Origin of the sequence: Thalassolituus alkanivorans, assembly GCF_020447205.1 — a bacterium.
Lineage (GTDB): Bacteria > Pseudomonadota > Gammaproteobacteria > Pseudomonadales > Oceanobacteraceae > Venatoribacter > Venatoribacter alkanivorans.
The window spans coordinates 35,816-61,621 of record NZ_JAJAEL010000006.1 but is presented as its reverse complement, the minus strand read 5'-3'; the positions used below and the strand labels follow the sequence as shown (position 1 = coordinate 61,621).

The following is a 25,806-nucleotide window of genomic DNA, read 5'->3' as shown; positions in this document are numbered from 1 at the left end:
ATGACAGAACTTCATCAGAAGCATCATCTGCCGCCCATTCCTGCCAAAGAAGCCAGGGAGGTAAAACCCTGGCGCCTGCCATTCTGGACCGAGCCTCCGGCCTGGCTGGTGGAGAAAGAAGCCGCTGAGAAAGCAGCGGCAGAACAGTCCTCTGACGAGGGCGATGATATTGCTGATGTCAGCCTGCCGACGGCTGAAGAGCTGGAGAATATCCGCCGCGATGCCTATAACGCGGGTCTTGAGCAGGGGCTGATCGAAGGGCGCCAGCAGGGGCAGCGCGAAGGTTATGACGCCGGACATGCCGAAGGTTATAAAGCGGCTTTTGATCAGGGCCATACCGAAGGCCGGGAAGAAGGGTTCGGCGCCGGTGAAGCCGATGGCAAACGCAAAGGTCAGGCGGATATCAATGCCGTGGTCGGCCGTCTTGAACGGGTTGTGAAACAACTGCAGAGCGGATTGATTGAACGTGACCAGCAATTGCCGGAAGTACTGGCAGCGTTAGTCGCGGGAATCTGTGAGCGGGTCATCGGTACACAGCTTGCCGATGGCGCCGTGAATATTCACCGCTTTGTGCAGCATGCGCTCGCTGAATTACCGTCAGGTGAGGAAGAGGTCAAAGTGTTTGTGGGTCCGGATGATGCCCGCCATCTGCAGGCCAGTCTGGAAGTCAGCGGTCAGGAATTGCACTACAGCGTTGACGATAAGCTTCCGGCGGGTAATTGCCGTATCGAGAGTGAACACTCACTGGTCGAGTATTCATCGGCCGAATATCTGAATCAGTTGTTGGATAGCGTGCTGCCGCAACTGATGCATCAGGCCGCCAGTTTCCCGGATGAGGATGAGCAGGCCGGGTGGCAGGAACCCGAATCCGTTGTCAGTGCTGCGGTTATGGATATCGATTCGCCAGCAGATTCTGCGGCTGAATTTGTCCCTGCTGAGTCTGACAATGAAGCTCCGGCACCCGATTCGCTTCCGATAGATAAGGGCGAGACGGATAACGTTTGGCCTGAAGGCGACGGACATGAGCCTGAGTGAGCGCTGGCAACATATTCAGTTACCGGATAAACCCTATCAGCCGAAAGTAGCCGGACGGCTGGTCCGGATGGTCGGCCTGACCCTGGAGGCGGTCGGGCTGAGTGTGCGGGTGGGTGACCGCTGTATGGTCGAACGCAAGCAGGCCGAGGATATCGAGGCCGAAGTCGTTGGCTTTGACCGTGAACGTATTTTTCTGATGCCGATTGAGCAGGTCGATGGCCTGCGTGCCGGAGCACGGGTATGGCCTCTGTCGGTTGCTGCTGATGTTCCGGTGGGGTTTAACCTGCTTGGCCGCGTGCTGGATGGCACAGGGCGGCCACTGGATCAGAAAGGCCCGCTGCAGGATGTTGATCAGGGCAACCTGCAGGGCCGCCCGATAAACCCTCTGCACCGCGCGCCTATTCGCGAAACCCTGGACGTTGGTATCCGTGCTATCAACGCCTTGCTGACCGTTGGCCGTGGCCAGCGTATCGGTTTATTTGCCGGTTCCGGCGTCGGTAAAAGCGTGTTGCTCGGTATGATGACGCGCTTTACCCAGGCCGACATTATTGTGGTCGGCCTGATCGGTGAACGTGGCCGTGAGGTGAAAGAATTCATTGACGAAATTCTTGGTGAAGAAGGCCTGAGCCGCTCGGTCGTGGTGGCTTCTCCGGCGGATGATTCGCCATTAATGCGCTTACGTGCCGCGCAGTATTGCACTTCCGTTGCCGAATATTTCCGTGATCAGGGGCAGAACGTTCTGCTGCTGATGGATTCGCTTACCCGCTATGCCCAGGCACAACGTGAGATTGCCCTGGCGGTAGGCGAGCCGCCAGCGACCAAAGGCTATCCACCGTCGGTGTTTAATAAATTACCTAAATTGGTTGAACGCACTGGTAATGGTCAGGAAGGCGGCGGTTCTATTACTGCGTTTTATACCGTACTGAGTGAAGGCGATGATATGCAGGACCCGATCGCCGATGCCAGCCGGGCAATTCTTGACGGCCATATTGTGCTGTCGCGTAAGCTGGCTGAAGAAGGCCATTATCCCGCCATTGATGTTGAAGCATCGGTCAGCCGGGTTATGCCACAGATTGTCAGTGAGCAATGGCTGCGTAAGGCGCAATTGTGTAAACAGCTGATGTCGCATTACCGCCAGAACCAGGATCTGATCAGTGTCGGTGCCTATCAGCCCGGCAGCGATAACCTGCTGGATGTGGCGATTGAACGACTGCCAAAAATCAAAGCGATGCTGCGTCAGAGTCTGCACGAAGGTGCTGACATGGCGTCGAGCGAAAAACAGCTGAACGATTTATTCCCGTCCCCGCCCCAGGCTAAGTTATGAGAAAGCACCCGCGTGCGCGCCGTTTGCAGGTACTGCTGGATATGGCTGAAAAAGCCGAGCAACAGGCGCTGCAGGAGTGGGGAAAGCTGCAACAGAAATTGCAACAGGAAGAGCAGCAACGGGCGCAACTTACGGGTTATGCCAATGAATACCAACAGCAGCTTTCATCCCCCACGGATAAGGCTCTGAGTTCTGGTTTTCTGCATAACACGTTGGGCTTTATTGGCCAGATAGAAGCTGCGCTGCAGACTCAGAATGAGCAGATCAAATTGCTGCAGGAGCGTGTAGCGACGGCCCGTAGTCATTATCTTGAGCATCATGGCAAGGTTAAAGCACTATCCGGATTGATGGACCGGCTGGATCATGAGCACGATCAGCAAGCTGATAAAGAACTGCAGAAGCAGTCTGATGAGTGGGCTAACCGTGCCGCCTTTCAAAATTCCCGCAGCAACCAGAAGTAATTTCATTTAAGTGCATGAATGGCGCGTACTGATACTAAAGTCTGATAATTTTACGATTCCCCTCTCCGTGTTCCTGCGGACCGGTGTTTTTACCTGCGGGTTTATACGAATCATCCTGTCGTACTTGTCCCCAATCAATTCCTGAATCGCGCAACATATAAACGCTGAACGGGTTGTTATTCACAGATTCTCTAGCAGCTTTGTAATCAGCGTCTAATCTTAGTTATCAGACATTAAACAGGGCTTTGCTATGACTGATAACGTCATTATTGACTGCGGAGAACGGCTCAGTATTGAGCAGGTAGAAAAGCTATATGCCAGTGCAGAGCAGGCGCTGGCAACCGCAGGAGATATCAGTCTGGTCGCGGGTCAGGTTCAGTATTGTGACAGTGCCGGCCTGCAGCTGGTTCTGGCTTTGCAAAAAACACTGGAAAAAACCGGCCACAGAATTTACTGGCAAAGTGTCAGTGATTCGGTGAGGGAAATATCCGGTTATCTTGGCCTGACACAAGCATTAAATCTTAGTGAACAAGATTAATCAGCCCGATAACGAGCTATTTTAAACAACAGGAGCTGTAAATATGGCGAGTATTTTAGCTGTCGATGACTCTGCATCCATGCGACAGATGGTGTCTTTCACACTGCGTGGTGCCGGGCATGATGTACAGGAGGCCTGTGATGGCGTTCAGGCCCTTGAATTTGCCGGTCAAAAAAAATACGACCTTGTACTGTCCGATGTGAACATGCCCAACATGAATGGCATCGAATTAGTTAAGGAATTGCGCCAACTGGCCGATTACAAGTTTGTGCCTGTGCTTATGCTGACAACTGAATCTGCAGGCGATGTAAAAGCACAGGGAAAGCAGGCCGGAGCAACAGGGTGGATCGTCAAGCCTTTTAATCCGGAGCAGCTTCTGAGCACGATTAAACGCGTTCTGGGGTAACCGGTATGAGCATCGATCTTTCGCAGTTTCATCAGATATTCTTCGAAGAAAGTTTCGAAGGCCTTGATGTGATGGAGAGCCAGTTACTCGACCTGCAGCCGCAGGAGGTCGATGCAGAAAGTGTGAATACTATTTTCCGTGCTGCCCATTCAATCAAAGGCGGTGCCGGTACCTTTGGTTTTATGCAGGTATCGGAATTTACCCATGTAGTGGAAACCCTGCTGGATGAAATCCGCAGTGGTACCCGCAGTATGCAGCGCAACTACATTGATCTGTTTCTGCAATCTGTTGATTGTCTGAGAGCCATGCTTGGCAGTCTGCAATCCGGTTCAGAACCTGATGGTGAGCGTGCGGCGACCTTAAAAGCCAGCTTTGAAAAAATTCTGCAGCAATCAGCCGATAGCGATTCCCAGGTGACTGAAGAAAAACCCACCGTTGCTGACGAGGGCTGCAGTAACGGCTGGCGTATTACCTTTCGTCCGGCAGAAGATATTCTGCAAACCGGTAACGAACCATTCCGCATGTTCCGAGAGCTGCAGGAACTAGTCGGCGCTGACAACCTGACCGTTATCCCGTTAACCGATAACCTTCCGGAATTTACCAGCCTGCATCCTGAAAACTGTTATCTCAGCTGGGTTCTGGAAGTCCGCAGTGATGTGAATCGTGATGATATTGCCGCTGTATTTGAGTGGGTAGCTGACGATTGCGATATCGATTATCAACCATTATCTGTTGCTGCTGCTCCTGATATCCCGACTGCTGATACTGCAGTGACAGAGATGGCTGAGTCTGCAGTCAGCACCGACAGCACCGAGCCGGTTTCTGCTGTTATACCGGATAAAGTTTCAGAAGCACTCAGCGCATCGGCCGCGCAGCAAGCTAAGCCGGCCGCCCGTACAGCAGGAAAATCTAACGAGCCCTCTTCTATCCGGGTGTCGATCGATAAAGTCGATAGTCTGATCAATATGGTTGGCGAATTAGTAATTACGCAATCCATGCTTGGCCAGCTTGGGCAGGACTTTGATATGAGTCGTCTTGCCCGCTTGCAGGAAGGACTGACACAGTTAGAACAGAATACCCGCGAGCTGCAGGAAAGCGTGATGAAAATCCGCATGATGCCGATCAGCTTTGCCTTCAGTCGCTTTCCTCGTCTTGTCCGGGATCTGGGAGGACAGCTGGGCAAACAGGTAAATCTGGTCATGCTGGGTGAAAATACCGAGCTGGATAAAACCGTGATGGAGAAAATCGGTGATCCGTTAGTGCACCTGGTGCGTAATTCTCTGGATCATGGGCTGGAAACAACGGAACAGCGTCTGGCTGCAGGTAAGCCGGGAGAGGGTACCATCACCCTGAATGCCTATCATCAGGGCGGCAATATCGTGATCGAAGTTAAAGATGATGGTGCCGGCCTCAATGAAGAACGGATTCTGAATAAAGCCAGACAAAAGGGCCTGGTGCCTGAAACTCAGGAACTCAGCAGCGAAGAAATTCACCAGCTGATTTTTCTTCCCGGATTTTCCACCGCCGATGTGGTCAGTGATATTTCCGGCCGCGGTGTAGGGATGGATGTTGTCCGCCGTAATATTGCCGAACTTAATGGCAGCATCGAAGTTAAATCCAAACGCGGCAAAGGTTCTACTTTTATCATCCGTCTGCCACTGACGCTGGCTATTCTCGATGGACAGTTGGTTAAGGTTAAGGACGAAACCTATATTTTTCCGCTGGTTTCTATTGTCGAATCTATTCAGCTGCAGAAACGCTCACTGAATCATGTAACGGGAAGCCAGTACGTTATGAAATTGCGGGACGAGTACATTCCTATTGTCCGTCTTGACGAGCTGTTTAACCTGCGTGCAAGTGATGATGAATTTGAAAATCCAATGCTGGTCGTGGTTGAAGGCGATAATGAAAAAGTCGGCATCGTTGTTGACGATCTTCTTGGCCAGCAGCAGGTCGTAATTAAAAGTCTGGAACAGAACTATAAACGTGTTACCGGAATATCGGGCGCAACTATTCTTGGTGATGGAACCGTTGCACTCATTATTGATGTTTCAGATGTTGGTAAAAATCTGGACAAATCTGCAAAAGGCCAGTCCCGATCAGATCAGGCTGCATAGGAAATCTTATGGATGCTCTAGCAATTGAAGAAAAAAAAGAACCGGGTAGTTCAGATGATCAGCAATATCTGACATTTATGATGTCTGATGAAGAATATGGGGTCGATATTCTTGCTGTACAGGAAATCCGTGGCTGGGAAGAGTCGACTTTGATACCCAATGCTCCTGATTATATCCGGGGAGTGATTAATCTTCGCGGTACTATTGTTCCCATTATGGATTTACGTATCCGCTTTGGCCTTAAGCGTGTGGAATACAGCCCTGTTACCGTTGTTATTATTCTTAAAGTAGAGCGTGAAAATGGTGAGCGGGTTATGGGGATTGTAGTTGATGCAGTCTCTGATGTTTATACCATTGCCGATGCATCCACACGGAAACCGCCGGAACTTACCGAAGATAAAAACTCCGGATTTATTAAGGGGTTGGTTAATGTTAACGAAAAAATGGTCATTCTTCTTGATGTGGATGATCTTCTGAATATTTCTGAAGATAAATATCATTCAGGTTTTACAGATAATCAGAGCCTGTTTAATTAATATCAACAGGCCACCAATAATAATTCTTCATTGTCAGGCTTGAGTCCGGGCAGTGCAGAAAAGGAGAGTGAGATGAGTATTTTGAATAATATCTTTAGTTCCGGAAGCTCCGCAAGAGCGCGTGAAATGGAATCAACACTAAAGGCGCTCGATTCCAGTATGGCAAGAATCGAGTTTTCTATGGATGGTGTTATTCTTAATGCTAACAGTAACTTTCTTGATTTGCTCGGATACCGGCTGGATGAAGTTGTTGGCAAACATCACCGGATATTTGTCACTCCGGAGTATCGTGAAAGTGATGAATACCGTGACTTCTGGACTATTTTGAATCAGGGAAAGTTTCACCAGGAAGACTACCTGAGAATCAGGAAAGATGGCAGTGAAGTCTGGATTCAGGCCACTTATAACCCGGTTATGGACGATAGTGGCAAACCATTTAAAGTCGTTAAGTATGCCACTGATATAACCGAGCGTGTTAAGAAAGACCGGGAAAATAAAGTTAATGCAAACATGGCCGGTGCACTGGGGATATGCCAGGCAAATGTTATGTTGGCCGATAACGATATGAAAATAACGTACATTAATCAAAGCCTGAGAGAGATGCTTGAAGAAAGGGAGGAAGAAATCAGAAAGGAACTTCCCGATTTTAATATGAGTTCTCTGGTCGGGACTAATGTTGATGTCTTTCACAAGAAACCGGGTCATCAGCGTAAGATGATTGCTGCTCTGAATGAGCCTTATAAAACCAACATCAAAGTTTCTGATCTTACGTTTTCATTAACTGCAACTCCCTGGCTGGACGTTTCCGGAAAGCGGATTGGTACAGTTGTCGAATGGTTTGATAAAACTAACGAACTGGCTCATGAAAAACGAGAACGTGATATCAGCAATGCTAATGCCAGGGTTAAGCAGGCTCTTGATGTCGTCACTACCAATGCCATGATTGCAGATAATGACCTTCGTATCGTGTATATGAACCAGGCCGTGAAGGACATGATGAAACACGCGGAGGCAGACCTTCGCCGGGATATTCCCGGCTTTGATGCCAGCCGTCTGGAAGGACAGAATATTGATGTATTCCACAAACGGCCAGAGCACCAGCGCACTATGCTGGCTGCCTTACAGAATACGTATAAAACCCAGATCACTGTTGGTGGCCGCACTTTTGGCCTCATCGCTAACCCCATTTTCAATGATGAAAAAGAACGCATCGGCACCATTGTCGAATGGAAAGACCGTACTGATGAGGTATCAGCGGAACAGGAAATTGATCGTATTGTAGAAGCTGCAGCTTCCGGTGATCTGTCCCGGCGTATTGATCTGAGCGGCAAAGAAGGGTTCTTCCTGAATCTTGGTCAGGGGCTGAATCGTCTGCTGACCATCGCCGATAGTGTTATCAGCGATACAATCCGTGTATTTGATGCACTTGCGCACGGTAATTTGACGCGAAAAATTGACGATGATTATCAGGGCGCATTCGATAAGCTCAAACAGGATGCTAACGCCACGGTTGATCGTCTGACCGATATTATTACGCGTATCCGTGAAGCGGCATCAACGGTCTCAACCGGTGCCAGTGAAATCGCTCAGGGGAATGCCGATCTGAGTAAGCGGACAGAATCGCAGGCATCCAGCCTGGAAGAAACCGCTTCCAGCATGGAAGAGATGACCAGTGCGGTAAAACAAACCAGCGAAAATTCAGTGCATGCCAATGAGCTGGCCAGTTCTGCGAAACAAAAAGCTCAGGTGGGAGGCGACGTTGTCAGCAAGGCCGTGGTTGCAATGGACGAAATTAATGCAGCCAGTAAGAAGATTGCAGACATTATCAGTGTGATTGATGAAATTGCCTTCCAGACTAATCTGCTTGCCTTGAATGCTGCCGTTGAGGCCGCCCGGGCCGGAGAGCAGGGCCGGGGGTTTGCTGTTGTTGCAGGCGAAGTCCGTAATCTGGCTCAGCGCTCAGCCGGAGCTGCCAGAGAGATTAAGGATCTGATCCGTGACAGCGTTGATAAAGTTGATGCAGGTACATCGCTGGTTAACGAATCAGGGAAAACACTGAATGAAATTATCCAGGCTGTGGATCGGGTGTCGGTGATGATTCAGGAAATCAGCACGGCAGCCAGAGAGCAATCGTCCGGTATTGAACAGGTTAACAGTGCTGTTGCACAAATGGACGAAATGACTCAGCAGAATGCTGCATTGGTTGAAGAAGCCTCTGCAGCAGGGGAAGCAATGGCCGAGCAGGCTCAGTCGATGCTGCAGATGATGGAGTTTTTCAGTATCGATGGTCATCAGCGCCAGTCAGCGCCTGTGCTTTCCTCTGTTCCTGCAGCTAAGCCTGCCGCAAAAAGCAGTGGGCACAGCCACGGGCAGAAAAGTACCGGCTTATCGGTGAAGGATGATGACGATGAATGGGCAGAGTTCTGATTTCTACCGATATGACAACTCCAACGGTATCGGCCGATAAAGATAGTGAAGTCCGCGAATTTTTGATGACGGATGAAGATTTTGCACAGATTGCTCATCTGGCAGGAGATCTGACCGGCATCGTTTTGGGGAATCATAAGCGGAATATGGTTTACAGCCGTATCGCCCGTCGTGTCCGGGCGCATGGTTACTCGACCTTCCGTCAGTATCTGGACTATCTTGAAAATAATCTGGAGGCAGAATCCACAGAGTTTATTAATTCACTGACAACCAATCTGACTTCGTTTTTCCGTGAAGGACATCACTTCAGTTTTTTAAAGGATACGCTCTTCCCGCAACTGAGGTTTGCCAATAAAGACCGCAAGCGCCTACGTATATGGTCGGCGGGTTGCTCTATTGGTCAGGAAGCATATTCGATTGCGATTACTCTGCGTCAGGTCGGTTTTCCATCCGATTGGGATGTGAAAATCCTGGCTACGGATCTGGACTCCAGTGTTCTGGATACCGGACGGGCCGGAATTTATCCGACCTCTCATGTTGAGGGGCTGGAACCGTCAGTAGTGAAGCGTTTCTTTTTGCGCAGCCGTGATGAACGTTCTGTTCAGGTGAAGGATGAACTCCGGGATCTTGTCTATTTTAAACGTCTTAATCTGTTAGAAAGCTGGCCTTTAAAAGGTCCGTTCGATGTGATTTTCTGCCGTAATGTTGTGATCTACTTTAACAAGGATACACAGCGGATTCTGTTTGACCGGTACGCCGACCTTCTGCCTGTCGGAGGACATCTTATGATCGGGCATTCAGAAAACATATCCGGAATAACGGATCGGTTTGAATCGTTGGGAAATACCATATACAGGAAGGTTAAATGAGCATTATCCAGCCTGGACGTCCTGTACAGCCCCCTCCCAGCTCAGGTTTTGAACACGTTAACCGCTACTGGGATAATGTTCATCAGACCTGGGCTGCAAAAATTTTGCCGGGAGAATTTTATGTCTCCACGCATGGGGAAATGATCGTCACCGTACTTGGCTCCTGCATTGCAGCCTGCATTCGTGATCGTGTCCGCGGTATTGGTGGTATGAACCACTTCATGTTGCCGGAGCAGGGCGAACATTCATCCGATGTCTGGGGTAGCAACCCCTCGACCCATGCCTCACGTTATGGCAACTGGGCAATGGAATATTTGATTAACGAAATTCTGAAACGCGGGGGGCGGCGTGAAAATCTGGAAGTAAAACTGTTTGGTGGCGGGCAGATGATTGCATCGATGAGTGACATTGGGCAGCGTAATATATTGTTTGCTTACAGTTATCTCGCCAATGAAAAAATCACCGTGGCAGCCGCGGATGTCGGTGATGTATTCGCCCGTAAGGTGCTTTATTTCCCCGATACCGGTTCAGTGAAAGTTCGCCGCATTAAACAGTTGCAGAACGATACATTGATTGCTCGTGAAGAGGCGTATCAAAAAGCGGTATCTCAACCAGCAGTATCTGATGCTGGTTCTATTGATCTGTTCTGAGAGGAATTATGAGCGCTAAGATCAGATTGTTAATCATTGATGATTCTGTACTCATCAGAAAAATGCTTAAGGAGGTGTTTGACTCTACCGCTGACATTGAAGTAATCGGTATGGCAGCAGACCCTTTTATTGCCCGGGACAAAATTAAGCAGCTGAATCCGGATGTACTGACACTGGATGTTGAAATGCCACGCATGAATGGCCTGCAGTTCCTGAATAATCTGATGCGGCTGCGGCCAATGCCGGTTGTCATGGTGTCAACGCTGACAGAGGCTGGAGCACCGGCTACATTGGATGCTTTGGAAATGGGAGCGGTTGATTACATCGCCAAACCTCAGGCTCAGAATGAACAAAGTTTTCTGGCGTTTGCTGCCGCGCTGACAGAAAAGGTACGGATGGCCGCTAATGCCAGAGTGCAGCCTCTGAAAAGCACGAAAATGTTGCGGCCTTTACCGGTAGTCGAGGCCTCGGTCAGTTACCGCCGCTGGATTGCTATTGGCTCCTCGACCGGTGGGACAGAAGCAATAAGAGAAGTTCTGAGCCGCTTGCCGGCTCATTGTCCGCCCATTGTGATCACCCAGCACATACCTGCAGTATTCAGTGCTTCACTGGCGATGCGTCTTGATCGTACTCTGGCAATTGAAGTTCGTGAGGCTTGTAACGGTCTTGAGGTCCGACCTGGCCGCGCAATTATTGCCCATGGAGACTATCACCTGCGTTTCCGCCGCGAAGGCCAGAGCTATTATTGTGTGCTGGATGACGGAGAAAAAGTAAACCGGCACCGGCCGTCGGTTGAAGTGATGTTTGATGATCTGGCAGAAAAGCTGGACAGCAAGCATCTGGTTGCAGTGATGTTGACCGGTATGGGCGCGGATGGCGCCAGAGCTATGCAACGATTACATGATGCGGGTGCTTATACGCTGGCTCAGGATGAGGCCAGCAGTGTCGTTTGGGGAATGCCGAAAGCAGCAGTTGATCTTGGAGCGGTTGATAAAATAGCTCCTTTGGGACGGATTGCTGAGCTGATGCTGGAAGCTGCTGTGTGATAGATTGCGGGCAGATGGCAACAATGACAAAAGACATCTTTGTGCTAAACCTATTGAAGGACTGACAGGATAACGACAGAATCAGAAAGTCCTGTAAATTGTGGTTAAGTAAGGTTTGCAGACACTCAGAGAAAACTCTCTTGGTGCACGACCAAAAACGGAATCGTCCCGTTTGGTTGAAGGAATAATTATTATCCGGTGGAGAAGAACAGATGACTGTACAAGCATCTCTCGCAGGGAATGGGCGGGAACTGACGATTAAAGTAGATGGGCGGTTTGATTTCAGTGCGCATCAGGAATTCCGCGATGCCTATGAAAGCATGGCTGCAGATGTTCAGAGCTACGTTGTGGATCTGGGTGGAACCTCTTACCTTGATAGTTCGGCATTGGGAATGTTGCTGCTGCTGAGAGATCACGCCGGTGGCGATGGGGCCGATGTCCGGATTGTTAACTGTAATCAGGATGTCCGGAAAATACTGACCATTTCTAACTTCGAACAGTTGTTCAAGATACAGTAAGCCAATACTGCATGGATGCCATTAAAGTTCTGATTGCGGATGATAATCAGATTGACCGGATGGTGCTGTCACGCATAGTGCGCAATCAGGGCTATCAGGTACTGGAAGCTGAGAATGGTGTAGAGGCCGTTCGTGCTTTCGACCTGCACCGTCCGGATATTATCCTGATGGATGTTATGATGCCGGTGATGGATGGTCGTGAGGCCGCCCGCCGTATCAAAGCTGATGCCGGAGAGGATTTTGTTCCGGTTATCTTTCTGACCTCTCTTACTGATGCGCAAAGCCTTGCAGACTGTCTGGAGTCGGGTGGCGATGACTTTCTCAGTAAGCCTTACAATCACATTATTCTGCAGGCAAAAATAAGCTCATTTTATCGTATGCGTGAGATGCACCGAACCGTGCAGCATCAGCGTGATACGATTGCCAGTAATAATGAACACCTCCTGCATGAACAGCATGTGGCCAAAGCCGTGTTTGATAACGTGGCTCATGCCGGCTGCCTTTCGGCACCTAATATCCGCTATATGTTGTCCCCACTGGCCGTCTTTAATGGCGACGTGTTACTGGCCGCGCGCAAACCTGCGGGAGGCATGCACGTTTTGCTCGGGGACTTTACCGGGCATGGTCTGCCCGCTGCGATTGGTGCTATGCCACTGGCAGAAATATTTTATGGTATGACGGCCAAGGGCTTTGCTCTGCGCGATATTCTGCGGGAAATTAATCTCAAGCTGAAAGGCATTCTTCCTGTTGGTTTTTTCTGCTGTGCTGTCGTTGTTGATCTGAATTTTGACCGTAAATCGGCAAGTGTCTGGATGGGCGGCGTACCGGATTGCTATATGCTGCGCCAGGATGGTGCCAGGGTTGAAAGCCTGAAGTCGACACATCTGCCACTTGGCGTGCTCAATAACGAACAGTTCAGCGATACCCTGACGGAATATCCTATGAGTGATGGCGACCGTCTGTTTTTGTGGTCCGATGGCATCGTAGAAGCCCGTAATCCGGCAGGCGAGATGTTTGGCGAAGAGCGTCTGCAGAATGTCTTCAGCAAGGCCTCAGATCCGCATCACGTATTTGATGATATTCAGCATGCGTTAGCGGAGTTTGTTGCTGACAGTGCCCGTGATGATGACACCACGCTGCTTGAGCTGCGGATGATTGCTGAGCATGAGCTGGAAGATATTGCTCTGCAACTGGCGTCCGGGCCGTTATCCGGTCCGGTAGACTGGGAGATGTCTTATTATCTTGGGCATGAAACCCTGAGAAACTTTAATCCGTTGCCGCTGATGATTCATATCATGATGGAAGTACCCGGATTACGGGTAATGGGCGGGCAGCTGTATACCGTGATGGCAGAACTGTTTTCCAATGCTTTCGAACATGGCGTACTGGGGCTTAAATCTGAGCTGAAACGCTCATCGGATGGCTTTATGCAGTACTATCAGGAACGCGAAACCCGGCTTGCAGGGCTGAATGAAGGCTATGTCATTATCAGCATGAAACACCAGGGAGACGGACGCAGCGGACGATTAGTCCTGACGGTTGAAGATAGTGGCCCGGGGTTTGATTTCGCCCCTGTTTTTGATGAGCCAAAAGATCCGGCTTCTGCCCAATATTGCGGTCGGGGAATTCCTCTGGTTGATCAAATCTGTGAATCGCTGGAATATAAGGGCAGAGGCAATGTCGTCGAAGCGGTGATACGATGGCCGCAAATATTGGATGGGAGACTATGATGTCACTGGCAGAGCACTTTGACCCCGAGTCACTGGATATGCTCCGGGAAGTTATGGACGATGAATTTTCAGATCTGATGCAGGTCTACATCGACGACTCCCGGCAACGTCTGCCATTGCTGGCACAGGCGCTGCAGCAGCAGGATGCGCAGCAGCTGCGTGAGCTGGCGCACAGCTTTAAAGGTGCCAGCAGTAATATCAGTGCTAATGTTCTGGCGCAATTATGTTATCAGCTGGAAACGGCAGCCCGGGAGGATAAGCTTGCCGGAGCCGATTTGCTGATTGCGCAGATTGAAGCTGAGTATTACGCCGTAGAAACTTTGCTGCAGGACATGCTGTAGGTTACTGGCTACAGGCCTGTTGTGGCCGCTGTGCCAATTATGTCTGATGTACAGCGCTCTTCCCTAACAACCATTCCTTTTTCTTTCCTCTTTTCGGCAATTTGGCCCGTGCTTTGCCTATAGCTACAGGTAAAGCCTTCTGCAGGCCTGAGTAACGGAGATTGGAATGAACGCGACGGGATCAACCTCCAACGCAACAAGTATTCTGCTGTCGCTGGGTATGACCGGCGACAGCGGGCTGTCTGGCCTCGGCGGAGAGGCCGGGGATCAGGGTTTTTCATCCTTACTGTCACAACTAATGCCGGGCGCAGGCGAGAACGCTTTGCCGCTCCCCTCGGCTGATGGCGCACAGACCTTGCCGCCGGAGCAACAAACCTTGCCGCTTATGCTGTCGTCAGCTGCTGTAGACGGTGGCGCAGATGTTAATGATCTGCTGGGACAAATCGGTCTGGGTCTGGAAATGGCTGCTCATACAGATGCCGTCAGGGCTGATGCAGTACCTGCAGCTCAGGTGCTGGCTGGCAGTCTGAAAGCACTATCTGTAACGGACAGTCACCCGGAGGACGATTCTGAAACACCGGATGCCGATGCATCGGCAGCCGCGATGCTGCTGGCGACAAGTGTACCTGTCAGTGATCCGGAAGCCGGAGCGATGAAGCCTGTGCCACAGAGTGAGGGGGCATCGCAGCCGGGCGCTGTCGCCAGCATGATGGCGCCTGGTCAGACGCAGAAAACAGATCATGCCAGAAAGCCGGCAAGTGAGCCGTTGTCTGGCATCGCTGTAGCGACAACTGTCGATGACACCGCCACGGTCGCGGATGAAGGCGCTGGATTCTTACTGCCGGGCGAAGACCGGCCAGCTGCGCAAAGCCTGCAGGGACAGGGGCTAAGCCTGCAGGGGCAGCAAGGGACGGTTCAGCCATCACCGAACAGCGGGAGCACCCTTATTCCGCCAGCCAGTGCTGCGGCAATGACTGCTGCAAGTACGGAAGATAACAGCAGCGCCAGTAGTTTTGTCAGTGAAAGTGGAGATACGCTGACGGATACCGAGCTGCAGGCGCAGCGGCTGCACAGTAGCCGTGAGAAGCTTGAGTTTGGCCAGGATCGTCGCGAGTGGGGTGGTGCACTGGGTGCCCGCATTATGACCATGGTGGCCGAAGATGTGCAGAAAGCCAGAATCCAGCTTGATCCACCGGAGCTGGGCAGTCTGGAAATTAAACTGCATGTCAGTCAGGATCAGGCCAGTGTGCAGGTTCAGGCGCAGCATGCTCATGTCAGAGAGGTTCTGGAAGCGAATGCTCACCGGTTGCGCGATGCTCTGGCAGCCCAGGGGATTACGCTGAATGGCTTTGATGTCAGTGAGCGTGGTCAGGGAAATGAGGGTTCTGGTCAGTCCGGCGATGGACAGGGAGCACAGGGCGGTGATGACTGGCTTGCTGAAGACGGTGTTGTGGATGATAAGCCACAGCCACAGGTAAGCAGCAATAATCTTCTGGATACATTTGCCTGATCTTTCCCCGCCGGTGGCTATCGATGCCCTGGTGGCCCTAAGGCGTGTTTAATCAGTTTTTATACACACTGATAAACACGCCGCTTATTGGCTCAGAATTTTTCAGGCAAGGCGCTGAGTGTGTAAACAGTTCAGCGTATTACCCGTGCTGAGCACAATCCTCTTCTATATCGCCGTAATTCCGGCACCTGCGGCAGAACCTTCTAGACTTACAGCAGCTTTCACGGGTTATTGGTCGTGATGCGATGGATTTTTGACGGAAATCTATGGCACAGCTATTGCTAAATTGACATTTACTGGGGAGATTTTCCGACATGGCAGCAGAACAAGATCTGAAACTAGATGGTGGCAATACCGCAGCAGAAGCACCTGCCGGGGGCAGTAAAAAGAAGCTGATTCTGATTATTGCCGCTGCCGTCCTGTTGATTGCAGTGGCGGTTGGGGTGACGCTTTTTCTGGTCGGCGGCGATGACAGCAGTACAGATGAAAACAGTGCTGACACGGAAGAAACCGTTGCTGAAGAGCCATTGCTACCGGCTCAGTATGTGATTCTGAAGCCAGAGTTTGTGGTGAGTTTTCAGGTCGGCTCACGTCAGCGCTACCTGCAGGTCAGTATTGATGTTATGACCCGTAAACCAGCAGTTGTTGATGCGCTGAATTTGCATGAACCGATGATACGTAACGATATTATCCGGGTCATCGGCGAACAGAATTTTGACCGGTTACGGACGGCGGAAGGGCGGGTCGAACTGCAGGAGTTATTGCTGCAGCAGGTTCGTCAGATCGTACAGCGAGAATCGGGTATAGAGGGCGTAGAAGCTCTTTTATTTACCAATTTTGTAATGCAGTAAGGAACACAGAGCGTGCAAGATTTACTGTCGCAAGATGAAATTGATGCGTTATTGCACGGTGTCGACGAAGGCGATATTGAGCCGGAAGATGACATTGATGCTGCAGGGGTCAAAGCCTACGACCTGACCAGCAACGACCGTATTGTGCGCGGTCGTATGCCAACGCTGGAAATGATCAACGAACGCTTTGCACGCTATACCCGCATCAGCATGTTTAACTTTTTACGCCGCAGTGCTGATGTTGCATCCGGCGGTGTTCAGATTATGAAATTTGGTGAGTACGTACACACCCTGTACGTACCAACCAGTCTTAATCTGGTAAAAATGCGGCCGTTACGTGGTACCGCATTATTTATTATGGATGCCAAGCTGGTATTTAAACTGGTTGATAACTTTTTTGGCGGTGATGGCCGTCACGCCAAAATTGAAGGACGCGAATTTACACCAACGGAAGTGCGTGTGGTACAGCTGGTTCTGAGCCAGATGTTCAGTGATATGATCGAGGCCTGGGGGCCGGTCATGAAACTGGAATTTGAATATGTCGGCTCCGAAGTAAACCCGGCAATGGCTAATATTGTCAGCCCGAGTGAAGTGGTCGTGGTCAGCACATTTCATATTGAACTGGACGGCGGCGGCGGCGATCTGCACCTGACCATTCCTTATTCCATGATCGAGCCCATCCGCGAAGTGCTGGATGCCGGTGTGCAGAGTGATGTGGACGACGTCGATGAGCGCTGGCTGCAGTCATTACGTGAAGATATTCTGGATGCCCGTGTTCCGATACATGGCACGCTGGTAGACCGCTATATCACACTGCGCGAGGTTGCAGCACTGAAAGCCGGTGATGTTATTCCCGTGGACTTACCAGAAGAATTTATTTTGCAAGCCAATGGCGTACCGATTTTCCGCGGGAAAATGGGTATTTCAGATGAAAATTTAGCGGTCAAAATTATTGATCAGCTGAAAAGCAGACGGCGCTGACAGGAGAGTAATATGAGTGATGACAACGAAAAAGACCTGCCAGAAGAAGAGTCTTCTGAACTTGATGCTGATGCTCTGGCGAATGAAGTCGCGGCCGGTGTTTCCGATGCGGGTGATGATGAAGAAGCACTCGCGGATGAATGGGCGGCAGCGATGGAAGAGGCTGGTGAACTGGATGGGGATGACGGCGCTGATGCCGCTTCCGATATTCGCCAGGTTGAGCTGGATGAACTGCACGATGACAGCAAACCCGGCGATAACAACGGCATTGGCCCTGAACTGGATGTCATTCTGGATATTCCGGTCCGTATTTCAATGGAAGTTGGCGCAACACAGATTCCGATCCGTAATTTATTGCAGCTGAATCAGGGCTCAGTGGTAGAGCTTGACCGTCTGGCGGGGGAGCCTCTGGATGTTATGGTCAACGGCACATTGATCGCTCACGGTGAAGTGGTAATGGTGAACGATAAGTTTGGTATTCGTCTGACCGATGTGGTGAGCCAAAGTGAACGTATTCAGCGCCTGCGTTAAAGCGGGCTTAATGACCCCGGTATTTCTGAGTACAGCGCTTGCGGTTGCTGAACCGGCTTTGCCGGCAGCTCCCGATCCGTTATCGTCAGTTGGTAAGGTCGTCATTTTTTTGCTGCTTATTGTGGGCTTGATTCTGCTTTTGGCCTGGCTGGTCAATAAGACTCAGGGGCAGCGGCTTGGGGGAGGCAATGCAAAACTGAAAATGGTTGCCGTTCTGCCGTTGGGAATGAAAGAAAAGATTGCGGTTGTTCAGGTCGGTAATAAGCAACTGTTGGTGGGGATTACACCGCAACAAATAACCACCCTGGCGGAACTGGATGAGCCATTGACGCTGGATGAGGGCGCTGGCTCTGTCAGTTTTCAGGATCTGCTGAAAAAAGCGATACGCTCATGAAAATAACAGCACTGATCAGAATCCTGTTGGGCAGCAGCCTGCTGATGTTTCCGTTGCTGAGTATGGCGGCTGATCCGCAACCATCTTATCTGGGCATTCCGGCGGTTGTGTATAAATCGACGGATAGTGGTGGCGAATATACGGTCACCATTCAGATTCTGGCGATTATGACCATGCTGTCGGTGTTGCCGTCTCTGCTGATTATGATGACGTCATTCACCCGTATTATCGTCGTAATGGCTATTCTCCGGCAGGCCATTGGTTTGCAGCAAACACCGTCAAATCAGGTGTTGTTAGGGCTGTCTTTGTTTCTGACTATTTTTATTATGATGCCTATCTTCCGGACGATTAATGCGGAAGCCGTACAGCCCTATCTGGCCGAAACGATTACACCACTGGAAGCTGCAGAGCGGGCAATTAAACCATTGCATGAATTTATGCTGATGCAAACCCGGGAAAATGATCTGCAGATGTTTATACGAATCAGTGGTCGCGATGATATTGCCAGTCCGGAAGAAACACCGATCCATATTTTAATTCCTGCATTTATTACCAGTGAGCTGAAAACGGCTTTCCAGATCGGTTTTCTGATATTTATACCCTTTCTTATTATCGATCTGGTGGTGGCCAGTATTTTGATGGCGATGGGTATGATGATGCTGTCACCCATTATTATCTCTCTGCCATTTAAGATAATGTTGTTTGTACTCATTGATGGCTGGGTCCTGATTATGGGCACCATGGCCAACAGTTTCGGAACGGTTTAGGAGGCGCTATGACACCATCAGAGATTGGGGATTTGTTTACCCATGCGCTTTATCTGGTTCTGGCGATTGTTGTTGCAATCATTGTTCCGAGTCTGATTGTTGGTCTGATCGTCAGTACCTTTCAGGCCGCTACCCAGATCAACGAACAAACCCTGAGCTTCCTGCCGCGCTTGGTCGTTACGCTGCTGGCTATTATTGCTTTTGGTCCCTGGGCGGTGAATGCTGTACTGGATTTCACCAAAGAAATTTACACCAATATTCCCTTTATTATCGGATAACCTGTGCTGGAACTGGATGCGCTGGATGTCAGTCACTGGATAAGCCGTTATGTTTATCCGTTCGCGCGGATTTCCGGACTGTTAATGGTTATGCCGCTGATTGGTACGCGTATGGTATCGCAGCGCGTACGTCTGATTCTGGCGATTACCATCACGCTGGTGGTTGTTCCTGTACTGCCTCCTTTTATCAAAGTAGATGCGCTGTCACTTGCTTCGCTGATTATTATTCTGCAGCAGCTGCTGATCGGGATTCTTCTCGGTTTTGTCGTCGAATTACTGACGCAGGTTTTTGTTATCGCCGGACAACTGATTGCGATGCAGACCGGTCTGGGGATTGCGACGACGGTCGATCCGTCGCAGGGTGCCTCGGTGGTTGTTATCAGCCAATGGCTGTTATTTATGATCAGTCTGGTGTTTCTGTCACTGAACGGGCATCTGGTGCTTATCGAAATCCTGATCGACAGTTTTTATACCATGCCGATAGGCTTTGATGGTTGGACGCAGAAAGAACTGGGTTTGGTGGTAACCTGGAGCGGTTGGATGTTTGCGGCGGCGCTGGTCATTGCTTTGCCGGCAATGACAGCCCTGCTGATTGTTAACCTGGCATTTGGCGTTATGACCCGTGCAGCACCACAGCTGAATATTTTTGCATTGGGTTTTCCGGTCACCATGATTGTTGGTTTATTTATTTTATGGCTCAGCATGGGAGAGATGGCACAGAGTTTTCAAGGCTATATGGACACGCTGTTTGAATTCATCAAAAAATTGACGGAGATGTCCTGATATGGCGGAAGATTCCGGTCAGGAAAAAAGTGAAGAGCCCACGGCGCGAAGGTTAGACAAAGCCCGTGAGGAAGGTCAGGCTCCCCGTTCGAAAGAGCTGAATACCACCATGGTTTTGTTATTGGGCGCTCTGGGTTTGTTGGCTTTTGGCCCCTGGATGGCCGAGCATATTAACCATATTGCCCGCTTCAGTTTTTCTCTCGAACGTGAAGCCGCCTTTGACCAGAGCATTATGTACGCCCATCTTGGCGCGTCATTATGGCAGGCGACACTGGCGCTGACCCCCTGGCTGATACTGGTTCTTCTGGCGGCCTTATTTGGACCGCTCGGTGTTGGCGGCTGGATTTTTTCCACTAAAGCACTGGCCCCCAAGCTTGATCGCCTTAACCCGTTAAGTGGTCTTAAGCGCATGTTCTCTATGAATTCATTGGTCGAGCTGGTGAAATCCTGGGCCAAAGTTCTGGTGGTCGGGCTTATGGCCTGGCTGGTGCTGTCGGCCTATTTTGAAGATGCAATGCTGTTGCAGCATAAAGAAGCTGAGCCGGCGGTGAGTGGCGCCGTTCATATTATTATCTGGAGTGTTATTTTTCTTTGCCTCTCTACCGTGGTTATCGCCATCGCCGACGTTCCCTGGCAGATATACAGTCATACCAAAAAACTGCGTATGACAATGCAGGAAATTAAAGACGAATATAAAGAGAGCGAAGGTCGTCCCGAAGTGAAAGGGCGTATCAGACAGTTGCAACGGGAAGCATCGCAGCGCCGTATGATGGCGGACGTACCGACAGCTGATGTGGTGATTACCAACCCGACACATTTCGCTGTCGCTTTAAAATACGAATCAGACATGATGCGTGCCCCGACCTTAGTAGCTAAAGGCTCTGATCAGGTGGCGATGAAAATCCGTGAAATCGCCAAAGAAAATAACGTGCCGCAGATGCAGGCACCGCCACTGGCACGGGCGCTCTATACCCACGGTAAAATCGGTGAAGAAATTCCCGAGGGTCTGTATGTAGCGGTAGCTCAGGTGCTGGCGTACATTTATCAGATGGATCTGTATATCAAAGGGCGTGGGCCCAGACCCGAACGTAAACCGGATATGCCGATTCCGCGCGACCTCAGGGTTGACCCTGAGCCACAATAATTCCTTTAAAAGCCGGCAATGCCGGCTTTTTTTATCGCTATTTTCCTGCCTTTGGAAAAATAGGAAAGGTTTTTGCAATACCCTCTGCCAATGATGTTTTTCTGACGGATGTGGTCATGGCAGTAGCCTCAAAAAATCAGGTAATGGGTCAGCTTAAGGGCGGTATGTCGCTGCTGGCTCAGGGGAATTTAAGCATTCCCGTGATGCTGCTGGTGCTGCTGGGCATGATGACGCTGCCGCTGCCGCCGTTCCTGCTGGATACCTTTTTTACATTCAATATTGCTTTATCCATCGTTGTGCTGCTGGTGAGTGTCTACGCCCGCCGGCCGCTGGATTTTGCTATTTTCCCGACCATTCTGCTGGTCGCGACATTACTGCGTCTTGCGCTGAACGTGGCGTCGACACGGGTGGTCTTGCTGTACGGCCATGAAGGTGGCGATTCTGCGGGTAAGGTGATCGAGGCTTTTGGTGAAGTGCTGATCGGCGGTAATTATGCCGTGGGTCTGGTGGTTTTTATGATTCTGATGATCATCAACTTTGTGGTGGTCACCAAAGGTGCCGGCCGGGTATCGGAAGTCAGCGCCCGCTTTACCCTGGATGCGATGCCCGGTAAACAGATGGCGATTGATGCTGATCTGAATGCCGGTCTGATCGATGCGGATCAGGCGAAGATCCGTCGTGCGGATGTTGCTGCAGAAGCAGACTTTTATGGTTCGATGGATGGTGCCAGCAAATTCGTAAAAGGTGATGCGGTCGCCGGTATCCTGATTCTGATCATTAACGTTGTCGGTGGTTTTGGCATCGGTATGGCTCAGCATGGCCTGAGCTTCAGTGACGCTGTGTCCGCTTATACTCTGCTGGCGATAGGTGACGGTCTGGTTGCTCAGATTCCGTCGCTGCTGCTGTCAACGGCAACTGCCATTATGGTGACCCGTAATGGTGGTGACGAAGATATGGGGCAGCAGATCTTCGGCCAGATGTTCGCGTCTTCGCGCGCTCTGGCGGTTGCTGCCGGACTGATGTTTATGATGGGTATCGTGCCTGGTATGCCGCATGGCGTATTTCTTGGCGCCGCCCTGATTGCCGCCAGCGTTGCTTACTTTATTCACTGGCGCAAAGACGGCGGTAAGCTCGGAGATGCGATCGCCCAGCGTATCGGCGCTCAGCCGAAGGCGGCAGAAGCGCTGCCAGCGGGCAGTGGTAACGCATTGGCAGCGCCAAAAGAAAAAGCCGAAGCCGCAATCAAGCAAATGGAAGTCAAAGAACTTGGCTGGGATGACGTCGAGCCGGTTGACCGTGTCGGTCTGGAAGTAGGCTACCGCCTGATTCCTCTGGTTGATAAAAATCAGGGCGGCCAGCTGCTGAACCGGATTAAAGGCGTTCGCCGCAAACTGTCGCAGGAAATGGGCTTCCTGATGCCTTCTGTACATATCCGCGACAACCTCGATCTGCTGCCCAATCAATACCGTATCACTCTGATGGGCGTCACTCTGGCGGAAGCCGAAATCTATCCGGAGCGTGAAATGGCGATTAATCCGGGCCAGGTGTTTGGCAAAATAGACGGTCTGGCCGCCAAAGATCCGGCCTTTGGGCTGGATGCTTTCTGGATTGATGCAACCCAGAAAGACCGGGCGCAGACCCTTGGTTACACCGTTGTGGATGCCAGCACAGTAGTCGCGACCCACCTGAATCAGAAATTACAGCGCCATGCGCATGAGTTGCTGGGTCATGAAGATGTTCAGCAGCTGGTTGATATGCTGGCCAAAGCATCACCGAAACTGGCCGAAGAGCTGGTACCTAATACTTTAAGTATCAGTCAGTTACTGGCGGTTCTGCAGAATCTTTTGCGTGAACATGTACCTATCCGCGATATGCGCTCTATTGCCGAGTCTTTGGCGAATAGTGGCAGTCAGAGTCAAGATACCGCCGCTATGACCGCTGCTGCACGCCTTGCCCTTAGCCGGATGATTGTCCAGAACATCTTTGGTAATGCGGATGAGCTGGTGGTTATGACGCTGGATCCGGGGCTGGAACAGTTGTTGCTTAAAACCCTTCAGCAAAGCGGACAACAGGCCGGACAGTATGGTCTGGTGCTGGAACCGGGAATGGCCGATACCCTGCAACGCTCTCTGGCCGAAGCAGTGCAGGCGCAGGAAATGGCAGGCAATCCGGCGGTGCTGCTGGTAACCAGCCAGCTGCGTGCGGCGATGGCCCAATTTGTACGCAACAGCATCGAGCAACTGCAGGTGCTGGCGTATCAGGAAGTTCCGGATAACAAGAGTATTACCATTGTCGCCAGTATTGGCGGCAAATAGGCCCTTACGAATCATGAGTGCTGACTATGAAAGTTAAACGCTTCACCGCAGCCAATATGCAGCTGGCACTGCGTCTGGTCTCCCAGGAGCTGGGAGCGGATGCGGTCATTCTGTCGAGCAAGAAAGTAGCGGACGGATTTGAAGTGGTCGCCGCTCTGGACTATCAGCCGGGCCATGAGCAGGAACGGGCGGAAATCGAACGCCAGCTGCGCCTGCAGCAGGAGCTGGAAGAGGCGAAAGCGGCATCCCGTGAACCACAGCCAGCGCTGAAAAAACGTGATGAGCGCTATGAAGAACGTATGGCGTTTGCCGGAAAGAGTGATCTTTCCAGCACAGAATCGCTGTCGGCGGTATTGAGTGGCCTGAAAAATGATGATTTCAGTCGCGCCGCCCCGGCAGGTTCGGGCAAAACCGGCCCGGATAACGGCCGCGACGCCACTGAAGACAGCATGTTGCGTCGCCGCGCGGATCAGGAAGGCGAGTGGTACAACAACGTTATTCAGCAAATGAGCGGAGAGTTACGTGAGCTGAAAGACTGGATGGTCAGCCATCAGGGCAGTGCCTGGGATACTCACCGGCCACTGACCTGGCAGCAGTCGCAATTGTGGCAGCGCTGTCAGGATGTCGGGCTGGAGGCGGCCTGGGCGGATCGTGTAGCCAGTCGCATCGATGGCGATGTACCGCTCGAAGACGCCTGGAAAAAAGCATTGAAGCTGATTGCTTCAGACTTGCCGGTAGCCCCGAATGGATTGCTTGATCGCGGTGGTATTTATGCACTGGTTGGCCCGACCGGGGCGGGAAAAACGACCACCATCGGCAAGCTGGCTGCACAGTTTGTGATCCGCCACGGAGCGGAATCGGTGGCTTTGATCACCCTCGATAATTACCGCGTAGCGGCACATGATCAGCTGCGGACCTTTGCCCGCATATTAGGGGTAACCCTGCATGTTGTGCCGGTGAATGGTGATCTGAACAAGGCGCTTGATGGTGTACGTGACAAAAAACTGGTGTTGGTTGATAGCGCCGGACTGGCAAGTCAGGATCCACATTTTGCTGCGCAATTGTCTATGCTTAAACAGGCCGGAGCGCGTCTGAAAAAGCTGCTGGTATTACCTCTGACCAGTCAGGGACGTTGCCTGCAGGAAAACTATGAACATTTTAAAGCGGCAGGTTTGGCGGGTTGTGTGTTTACCAAGCTGGATGAGTGTTTCAGCCTTGGGCCTGCCATGAGTGTCTCGGCGCTGACCCAGCTGCCGGTCACCCTGGTGACTGATGGACCGCACATCCCCGATGATGTGCATTATCCGGATGCTGAAAAACTGGTGAAACTGGCGGAGCAGATGGCGCGCATGGCGCGTACCCGCTGGCAGGCCGCCGAAGCCATGAGCTTCGCCACTCAGCATTCCAGTATTCAACACGGAGTATAACGACTAATGGCAAGGCATCCTGTGCAGGTCATCGCGGTCACCGGCGGTAAAGGTGGTGTCGGCAAGAGCAATGTCTCGGTCAATTTGGCTATCGCCCTGGCCGAAATGGGGCGCAGAGTAGTGGTTCTTGACGCGGATCTGGGGTTGGCAAATATCGATATTCTGCTGGGTATCAGCTCTAATAAAACCATTGAAAATGTTCTGGCGGGTGAATGTGATCTGCGTGACGTAATGGTTAAAGGGCCGGGCGGTATCCGCGTAGTGCCGGCATCTTCTGGTACGCAAAAATTATCGCAGCTGAACGCACTTGAACATGCCGGCCTGATTCAGGCCTTCAGTGATATCGGTGATGATATCGATGTGCTGATTATTGATACCGCGGCCGGAATTTCCGACAGTGTGATGAGTTTTGTCCGTGCCGCGCAGGAAGTGCTGATGGTGGTCACAGATGAGCCAACCTCAATCACTGACGCCTATGCGCAGATCAAACTTCTGAATCGTGACTATGGGCTGTTCCGTTTCCGCATTGTTGCCAACATGGTCCGCACACCACAGGAAGGAAATGCTTTATTTGCCAAACTTACCAAAGTGACAGATCGTTTCCTAGAAGTGGCTATGCAGTATGTTGGCGCCATACCTCAGGACGATGCGCTTAAGCGTGCCGTGCAGCGCCAGAAAGCGGTGATCGATGCCTACCCGCGCTCCAAAGCGGCGACAGCATTCCGTGCACTGGCTAAAAAAGTGGATTCATGGCCACTGCCTTCAACACCCCGGGGGCATCTGGAGTTTTTTGTAGATCGGTTGGTTCAGGAAGCCGGGGCATAACG

Annotated in this window: 26 protein-coding genes; all 26 read left to right on the top strand. The window is 51.1% G+C overall.

The genetic code is table 11. The features are described 5' to 3' along the window. The gene (locus LGT44_RS02235; protein ID WP_230330549.1) at positions 1-1,035 is read left to right on the top strand and encodes a FliH/SctL family protein; all 1,035 of its coding nucleotides are present in this window, start codon (positions 1-3) and stop codon (positions 1,033-1,035) included. After that, entirely contained in the window at positions 1,022-2,359 is a 1,338-nt protein-coding gene (gene fliI / locus LGT44_RS02230; RefSeq protein ID WP_230330550.1) for a flagellar protein export ATPase FliI, read from the top strand. The genes LGT44_RS02235 and fliI overlap by 14 nt, the downstream gene beginning before the upstream one ends. Next, positions 2,356-2,820 carry a flagellar export protein FliJ gene (fliJ, locus tag LGT44_RS02225; RefSeq protein ID WP_145465798.1) on the top strand — a complete coding sequence of 155 codons (465 nt, stop codon included), beginning with the start codon at positions 2,356-2,358 and terminating at the stop codon, positions 2,818-2,820. Before fliI ends, fliJ begins: the two co-directional genes overlap by 4 nt. A gap of 250 nt (positions 2,821-3,070) precedes the next feature. Continuing rightward, entirely contained in the window at positions 3,071-3,358 is a 288-nt protein-coding gene (locus LGT44_RS02220; RefSeq protein WP_145465797.1) for an STAS domain-containing protein, read from the top strand. Between the two features lie 43 nt (positions 3,359-3,401). Further along, entirely contained in the window at positions 3,402-3,764 is a 363-nt protein-coding gene (locus LGT44_RS02215; RefSeq protein WP_145465796.1) for a response regulator, read from the top strand. A 5-nt stretch (positions 3,765-3,769) separates the two neighbouring features. Continuing rightward, entirely contained in the window at positions 3,770-5,881 is a 2,112-nt protein-coding gene (locus LGT44_RS02210; RefSeq protein WP_230330551.1) for a chemotaxis protein CheA, read from the top strand. Between the two features lie 8 nt (positions 5,882-5,889). Next, positions 5,890-6,417, top strand: a complete 528-nt coding sequence (locus tag LGT44_RS02205) for a chemotaxis protein CheW (protein WP_145465794.1) — start codon at positions 5,890-5,892, stop codon at positions 6,415-6,417. A 126-nt stretch (positions 6,418-6,543) separates the two neighbouring features. Next, positions 6,544-8,844, top strand: coding sequence for a methyl-accepting chemotaxis protein (locus LGT44_RS20090; RefSeq protein WP_274704277.1), 2,301 nt, complete (start codon positions 6,544-6,546; stop codon positions 8,842-8,844). Continuing rightward, a complete protein-coding gene (locus LGT44_RS02190; RefSeq protein ID WP_230330552.1) occupies positions 8,829-9,713 on the top strand; it encodes a CheR family methyltransferase in 885 nt (294 codons plus the stop codon). Before LGT44_RS20090 ends, LGT44_RS02190 begins: the two co-directional genes overlap by 16 nt. After that, the gene (gene cheD, locus LGT44_RS02185) at positions 9,710-10,363 is read left to right on the top strand and encodes a chemoreceptor glutamine deamidase CheD (protein ID WP_145465792.1); all 654 of its coding nucleotides are present in this window, start codon (positions 9,710-9,712) and stop codon (positions 10,361-10,363) included. Before LGT44_RS02190 ends, cheD begins: the two co-directional genes overlap by 4 nt. An 8-nt stretch (positions 10,364-10,371) precedes the next feature. After that, on the top strand, positions 10,372-11,409 hold the full coding sequence (locus LGT44_RS02180) for a protein-glutamate methylesterase/protein-glutamine glutaminase (protein ID WP_145465791.1): 1,038 nt from the start codon (positions 10,372-10,374) through the stop codon (positions 11,407-11,409). A gap of 212 nt (positions 11,410-11,621) precedes the next feature. Further along, the gene (locus tag LGT44_RS02175; protein ID WP_145465790.1) at positions 11,622-11,927 is read left to right on the top strand and encodes an STAS domain-containing protein; all 306 of its coding nucleotides are present in this window, start codon (positions 11,622-11,624) and stop codon (positions 11,925-11,927) included. Between the two features lie 11 nt (positions 11,928-11,938). Further along, a complete protein-coding gene (locus LGT44_RS02170; RefSeq protein ID WP_145465789.1) occupies positions 11,939-13,657 on the top strand; it encodes an ATP-binding SpoIIE family protein phosphatase in 1,719 nt (572 codons plus the stop codon). After that, a complete protein-coding gene (locus LGT44_RS02165; protein WP_222428423.1) occupies positions 13,654-13,998 on the top strand; it encodes an Hpt domain-containing protein in 345 nt (114 codons plus the stop codon). The genes LGT44_RS02170 and LGT44_RS02165 overlap by 4 nt, the downstream gene beginning before the upstream one ends. 166 nt (positions 13,999-14,164) lie before the next feature. Continuing rightward, positions 14,165-15,508 (top strand): flagellar hook-length control protein FliK, encoded by a 1,344-nt coding sequence (locus LGT44_RS02160; protein ID WP_230330553.1) that lies wholly within the window; start codon positions 14,165-14,167, stop codon positions 15,506-15,508. 314 nt (positions 15,509-15,822) lie between these two features. Continuing rightward, entirely contained in the window at positions 15,823-16,359 is a 537-nt protein-coding gene (locus LGT44_RS02155; protein WP_145465787.1) for a flagellar basal body-associated FliL family protein, read from the top strand. Positions 16,360-16,371: 12 nt separating this feature from the next. After that, positions 16,372-17,340, top strand: coding sequence for a flagellar motor switch protein FliM (gene fliM, locus LGT44_RS02150; RefSeq protein ID WP_145465786.1), 969 nt, complete (start codon positions 16,372-16,374; stop codon positions 17,338-17,340). Between the two features lie 12 nt (positions 17,341-17,352). Beyond that, positions 17,353-17,871, top strand: a complete 519-nt coding sequence (gene fliN, locus LGT44_RS02145; protein ID WP_145465785.1) for a flagellar motor switch protein FliN — start codon at positions 17,353-17,355, stop codon at positions 17,869-17,871. A gap of 10 nt (positions 17,872-17,881) precedes the next feature. Beyond that, the gene (fliO, locus tag LGT44_RS02140; protein WP_145465784.1) at positions 17,882-18,265 is read left to right on the top strand and encodes a flagellar biosynthetic protein FliO; all 384 of its coding nucleotides are present in this window, start codon (positions 17,882-17,884) and stop codon (positions 18,263-18,265) included. Continuing rightward, positions 18,262-19,032, top strand: a complete 771-nt coding sequence (gene fliP / locus LGT44_RS02135) for a flagellar type III secretion system pore protein FliP (RefSeq protein ID WP_145465783.1) — start codon at positions 18,262-18,264, stop codon at positions 19,030-19,032. The genes fliO and fliP overlap by 4 nt, the downstream gene beginning before the upstream one ends. Before the next feature lie 8 nt (positions 19,033-19,040). Continuing rightward, a complete protein-coding gene (gene fliQ, locus LGT44_RS02130) occupies positions 19,041-19,310 on the top strand; it encodes a flagellar biosynthesis protein FliQ (RefSeq protein WP_145465782.1) in 270 nt (89 codons plus the stop codon). A 3-nt stretch (positions 19,311-19,313) separates the two neighbouring features. Then, complete coding sequence (gene fliR / locus LGT44_RS02125) at positions 19,314-20,093, top strand: flagellar biosynthetic protein FliR (protein WP_225693526.1); 780 nt, start codon at positions 19,314-19,316, stop codon at positions 20,091-20,093. 1 nt (position 20,094) lies between these two features. Further along, positions 20,095-21,237, top strand: coding sequence for a flagellar biosynthesis protein FlhB (flhB, locus tag LGT44_RS02120; protein WP_145465780.1), 1,143 nt, complete (start codon positions 20,095-20,097; stop codon positions 21,235-21,237). Positions 21,238-21,353: 116 nt separating this feature from the next. Then, a complete protein-coding gene (flhA, locus tag LGT44_RS02115) occupies positions 21,354-23,552 on the top strand; it encodes a flagellar biosynthesis protein FlhA (RefSeq protein ID WP_408033923.1) in 2,199 nt (732 codons plus the stop codon). A gap of 26 nt (positions 23,553-23,578) precedes the next feature. Beyond that, complete coding sequence (gene flhF / locus LGT44_RS02110; protein ID WP_145465778.1) at positions 23,579-24,979, top strand: flagellar biosynthesis protein FlhF; 1,401 nt, start codon at positions 23,579-23,581, stop codon at positions 24,977-24,979. A gap of 6 nt (positions 24,980-24,985) precedes the next feature. Continuing rightward, positions 24,986-25,804: a MinD/ParA family protein gene (locus LGT44_RS02105; protein ID WP_145465777.1), complete on the top strand. Its 819-nt coding sequence runs from the start codon at positions 24,986-24,988 to the stop codon at positions 25,802-25,804. Positions 25,805-25,806 lie beyond the last annotated feature (2 nt).

Excerpts from the sequence above, each read along its gene's own strand:
- LGT44_RS02160 (WP_230330553.1), top strand. The coding sequence starts at position 14,165 with ATGAACGCGACGGGATCAACCTCCAACGCAACAAGTATTCTGCTGTCG.
- fliI (WP_230330550.1), top strand. The coding sequence starts at position 1,022 with ATGAGCCTGAGTGAGCGCTGGCAACATATTCAGTTACCGGATAAACCC.
- fliN (WP_145465785.1), top strand. The coding sequence starts at position 17,353 with ATGAGTGATGACAACGAAAAAGACCTGCCAGAAGAAGAGTCTTCTGAA.
- flhB (WP_145465780.1), top strand. The coding sequence starts at position 20,095 with ATGGCGGAAGATTCCGGTCAGGAAAAAAGTGAAGAGCCCACGGCGCGA.
- LGT44_RS02215 (WP_145465796.1), top strand. The coding sequence starts at position 3,402 with ATGGCGAGTATTTTAGCTGTCGATGACTCTGCATCCATGCGACAGATG.
- LGT44_RS02210 (WP_230330551.1), top strand. The coding sequence starts at position 3,770 with ATGAGCATCGATCTTTCGCAGTTTCATCAGATATTCTTCGAAGAAAGT.
- LGT44_RS02235 (WP_230330549.1), top strand. The coding sequence starts at position 1 with ATGACAGAACTTCATCAGAAGCATCATCTGCCGCCCATTCCTGCCAAA.
- fliQ (WP_145465782.1), top strand. The coding sequence starts at position 19,041 with ATGACACCATCAGAGATTGGGGATTTGTTTACCCATGCGCTTTATCTG.
- fliP (WP_145465783.1), top strand. The coding sequence starts at position 18,262 with ATGAAAATAACAGCACTGATCAGAATCCTGTTGGGCAGCAGCCTGCTG.
- LGT44_RS20090 (WP_274704277.1), top strand. The coding sequence starts at position 6,544 with ATGGAATCAACACTAAAGGCGCTCGATTCCAGTATGGCAAGAATCGAG.
- flhF (WP_145465778.1), top strand. The coding sequence starts at position 23,579 with ATGAAAGTTAAACGCTTCACCGCAGCCAATATGCAGCTGGCACTGCGT.
- LGT44_RS02220 (WP_145465797.1), top strand. The coding sequence starts at position 3,071 with ATGACTGATAACGTCATTATTGACTGCGGAGAACGGCTCAGTATTGAG.
- fliJ (WP_145465798.1), top strand. The coding sequence starts at position 2,356 with ATGAGAAAGCACCCGCGTGCGCGCCGTTTGCAGGTACTGCTGGATATG.
- LGT44_RS02105 (WP_145465777.1), top strand. The coding sequence starts at position 24,986 with ATGGCAAGGCATCCTGTGCAGGTCATCGCGGTCACCGGCGGTAAAGGT.
- fliO (WP_145465784.1), top strand. The coding sequence starts at position 17,882 with ATGACCCCGGTATTTCTGAGTACAGCGCTTGCGGTTGCTGAACCGGCT.
- LGT44_RS02170 (WP_145465789.1), top strand. The coding sequence starts at position 11,939 with ATGGATGCCATTAAAGTTCTGATTGCGGATGATAATCAGATTGACCGG.
- LGT44_RS02180 (WP_145465791.1), top strand. The coding sequence starts at position 10,372 with ATGAGCGCTAAGATCAGATTGTTAATCATTGATGATTCTGTACTCATC.
- cheD (WP_145465792.1), top strand. The coding sequence starts at position 9,710 with ATGAGCATTATCCAGCCTGGACGTCCTGTACAGCCCCCTCCCAGCTCA.
- LGT44_RS02190 (WP_230330552.1), top strand. The coding sequence starts at position 8,829 with ATGGGCAGAGTTCTGATTTCTACCGATATGACAACTCCAACGGTATCG.
- LGT44_RS02205 (WP_145465794.1), top strand. The coding sequence starts at position 5,890 with ATGGATGCTCTAGCAATTGAAGAAAAAAAAGAACCGGGTAGTTCAGAT.
- LGT44_RS02175 (WP_145465790.1), top strand. The coding sequence starts at position 11,622 with ATGACTGTACAAGCATCTCTCGCAGGGAATGGGCGGGAACTGACGATT.
- flhA (WP_408033923.1), top strand. The coding sequence starts at position 21,354 with ATGGCAGTAGCCTCAAAAAATCAGGTAATGGGTCAGCTTAAGGGCGGT.
- LGT44_RS02155 (WP_145465787.1), top strand. The coding sequence starts at position 15,823 with ATGGCAGCAGAACAAGATCTGAAACTAGATGGTGGCAATACCGCAGCA.
- LGT44_RS02165 (WP_222428423.1), top strand. The coding sequence starts at position 13,654 with ATGATGTCACTGGCAGAGCACTTTGACCCCGAGTCACTGGATATGCTC.